This window comes from Desulfolutivibrio sp. (assembly GCF_036584575.1).
GTDB lineage: Bacteria > Desulfobacterota > Desulfovibrionia > Desulfovibrionales > Desulfovibrionaceae > Desulfolutivibrio.
The window spans coordinates 1-3,173 of record NZ_JAZHDB010000150.1 but is presented as its reverse complement, the minus strand read 5'-3'; the positions used below and the strand labels follow the sequence as shown (position 1 = coordinate 3,173).

At 61.5% G+C, this 3,173-nt stretch carries 5 protein-coding genes; 4 read left to right on the top strand and 1 reads right to left on the bottom strand.

Features of this window, described 5'->3' with window-relative positions; all coding sequences use genetic code 11:
- Positions 1-252 (bottom strand): 4Fe-4S dicluster domain-containing protein (locus V3572_RS11245; RefSeq protein WP_332111089.1); only part of this gene is annotated, 252 nt, incomplete at its 3' end.
- 237 nt (positions 253-489) lie between these two features.
- Between V3572_RS11245 and V3572_RS11240 the strand changes: the two genes are divergently transcribed.
- The 4 genes from V3572_RS11240 to V3572_RS11225 all read left to right on the top strand — a co-directional run bounded on the left by V3572_RS11240 (position 490) and on the right by V3572_RS11225 (position 2,925).
- Positions 490-744: a type II toxin-antitoxin system RelE family toxin gene (locus V3572_RS11240; protein ID WP_332111088.1), complete on the top strand. Its 255-nt coding sequence runs from the start codon at positions 490-492 to the stop codon at positions 742-744.
- The gene (locus V3572_RS11235; protein WP_332111087.1) at positions 731-1,075 is read left to right on the top strand and encodes a helix-turn-helix domain-containing protein; all 345 of its coding nucleotides are present in this window, start codon (positions 731-733) and stop codon (positions 1,073-1,075) included. Before V3572_RS11240 ends, V3572_RS11235 begins: the two co-directional genes overlap by 14 nt.
- A 197-nt stretch (positions 1,076-1,272) precedes the next feature.
- On the top strand, positions 1,273-1,887 hold the full coding sequence (locus V3572_RS11230; RefSeq protein ID WP_332111086.1) for a peptidylprolyl isomerase: 615 nt from the start codon (positions 1,273-1,275) through the stop codon (positions 1,885-1,887).
- 183 nt (positions 1,888-2,070) lie between these two features.
- Positions 2,071-2,925, top strand: a complete 855-nt coding sequence (locus V3572_RS11225; protein ID WP_332111085.1) for a hypothetical protein — start codon at positions 2,071-2,073, stop codon at positions 2,923-2,925.
- Positions 2,926-3,173 lie beyond the last annotated feature (248 nt).

Genomic DNA, 3,173 nt, shown 5'->3' with positions numbered 1-3,173 from the left:
GGCGGGGGGGGCGTCCCGCCCGGGGTCGGACGGGGCCAGGCCGTTTCTGGGCAGGACCACCACGGCGAAGTCGGGACAGTGCAATTCACAAAAACCGCAATTTATGCATTCGTCTTCGCGGTCGACCTTTGCTTTGCCCTGATGGTCGATGCGCAGCACTTTTTTTGGACAAAACGCGGCGCAGATGCCGCAGCCCTTGCACCAGTCGGGATAGATGACAACATTGTACAACTGCTTGCGTTTCGCGGTCATGTGGGGAAGCCTGGTTGGATGTTGCGGGAAAATTCCGACGAATTTACCAGGGTTACAAGGGCAAGGCAAGCATGTTGCCGGAGAAATCGTGTCGGCTTGTGAGCCCGGGGCGCGTCAGGGACGACGGATACGACGGGCAGTCTCCGCTGTCTGGCATCCGCATGGCGCGCAGACCAGGTATAGGTTTTTATCGTATTTATTCTTGGCTTTTTGGCTTTTGATCATTATGAATGGTCCATGGCCCGGGTGGAAGTCAAACGGAAGGCGTACAAACAACTCGCCCGACTGCCGGAGCGCGACCAGGCCGCCGTTCTTGCGGCGATCACGGGACTCGGAAACTGGCCCGGCTGTCGCGACGTCAAGGCGCTCACGGATCGCAGAGGCTATCGGCTTCGGGTTGGCCGCTACCGGGTGCTTTTCACGGTCGATGCCGGGCGGAATCCTGTCGTCATCTCCGTGGAAGAGGTGAAAAAACGCGATGAACGAACCTAACAATAATCCGCAGATCATCCGGGGGCCTGATGGGACTCCCCAATATGTGGTGCTTCCCTACGACGAGTACATGGAATCCCGGGAGCGGCCCGATGACGAGGTCACACTGCCCCTGGAGGTCGTCAAGCTTTCCCTGTTGGAGAAATGGGGCCTTGTCCGGGCTTGGCGGGAGCATCTCGGATTGACCCAGGGTGAGGTCGCCCGGCGGATGGGCGTGGCCCAGCCGACCTATGCCGGATTCGAACAGCCGGGGAGAATCCTTCGCTATTCGACGCGGTCCCGCATCGCCCGGGCGCTTGGCGTCGAGCCCGAGCAACTCAAAGACGAATGATCCGGCCGGGATTTCCGGGACGGGCGCTCCTTGACGCCGTACCCTCGCCCCGACAGCGGCGACGGTTTTTCGGATGTCCTGTTTTCGGTACGCATTGCGGAGGAGGCAGGCCGCAAGCGGCGTCCCTACGCGGCCTGTCCCAGCCCTCGACGAGGGCCCGGGAATGGGATAGGGAAGCTTTTTTTGGGAGGAATACCATGAATACAAAACGAAAAGGCCTTATGCGGCTGGCTCTGGGCGTTCTTGCGGCCTGGCTGGTCGTGGGCGCAACCCTGGGCTGGACGTCTCCGGCCCGGGCTCAAGGGAGCAAACCCGTGGTTAGACTGGAAACGAGCAAGGGGAATATCGTCATCGAGGTGGATACGGAAAAGGCCCCGGTCACGGCGGAGAACTTTCTGACGTATGTGAAGGAAGGTTTTTACGACGGGCTGGTCTTTCACCGGGTGATCAAAGGCTTCATGATCCAGGGCGGCGGCATGGACGAGTCCATGAAAGAGAAAAAGACCCATGACCCCATCAAGAACGAGGCCGACAACGGCCTGAAAAACGACGCCTACACCCTGGCCATGGCCCGCACCTCTGATCCGGATTCGGCCACGGCCCAGTTTTTCATCAATGTGGCGGACAATGATTTTCTGAACCACAAGGGCAAGACCCCGCAGGGCTGGGGCTATGCCGTGTTCGGCAAGGTCATCGAAGGCCAGGACGTGGTGGACGCCATCAAGGGCGTGCCCACCATGACCAAGGGCTTTCACGAAAACGTGCCGGTCATGCCGGTGAAGATCGTCAAGGCCGTGGTGGTCGAGCAATAGTTTCCGTTTTTTCGCCGTACGGAAAGCGCCCCGGGATGATCGTCCCGGGGCGCTTTTTTCGTTTTTCAGGGCAGGGTTGTCGACGGGCGGCGGCGGCTCTTGCCCAAGGGGATGGCGCAATGCTAGGCAACGACGGAAATGGGGATTTTCCCGCCGAGGCCAAAAACATGAGGAGTTCACCGCATGTTTCCGTTCACGTCGTCGCCCAAATTGGTGCGTCCGTCGGCCCTGATCGTGCGACTGTTGGTGCTTCTGGTCCTTTTCGTCCTGCCGGGCCTTGGCCGGGCCTACGTCATCACGCCCGAATACCAAGCCGCCGTAAGCGACGCCAAAACCCTGACCCCGGCCAAAATCTCCAAGGATCTGGTGGCCGTGAGCCAGTACAACGACAATCTGGACCTGGTCTGGCAAGGCGTGCCCGGGGCCTCCCGGGTGCTTCTGGTCTGCTGGACCAACGGCCAGTATTATCGGCCGTACATCGGCCAGTCCTACACCCTGGACGTGTTCCGCAACCTGTGGGTCACGGCCGCGCCGGAACTGTCGGACTGGCTGCGGGCGCATTCCTCGGAGGCCTCGGTCGGCCGGGTTGAGGAACTCCTGGGACTGCCGCAGGAATACGGCCAGACCGATTTCGTGGAGATGTGGGTCAACCCCCAGGATCTCTACCGCCCCAGCGCCGACCCCGAGATCACCGACCACGAGGCCGAACTCGAATTGCGGGCCAATCCGCTTCTCCCCTACAGCACGACCGTGAAAATCATCGAAAAGGTGAACGGCGTGCCCGTGGCCTACAGCTATCCGGACTGGTACGCCGCCCGCCGGGCCGCCATCTATACCGCCACCCCGCCCTTTCCCTGGACCGCCCTGGGCTACACCTACGATTACGGCAACCCCGCGACCACGGTGGGGCTTTCGGAATTCGTCATTCGCGGCGGCTCGACGGTCATCGTCAAGTCCGTGACCCCCAACGCCGAGTTCCTGCATCCAGGCAGCGGAAGTACGTCGGCCACCAGCATCCTGCTGCAAAACGCCGACTGACGCGGCGAGGCGACGCCCGGCGGCGGCGGGCTGCGTCCGGTGACGATCCCATGTCCGGCCCGGACCTGCCCTGGCCTCCAGGGGCGTCCGTACGCCTTCCATCCACTTTAAAACCATTTTCCGACCTGGCGCGGGATGTGCGGCACGGGAGCTAATGCATGGAAAAGGAAACGCTTCTTCTTGTCGACCTCCAAAACGACTATTTTCCCGGCGGGGCCTTCGAACTGGACGGCGCCGAGGCCGCCGGC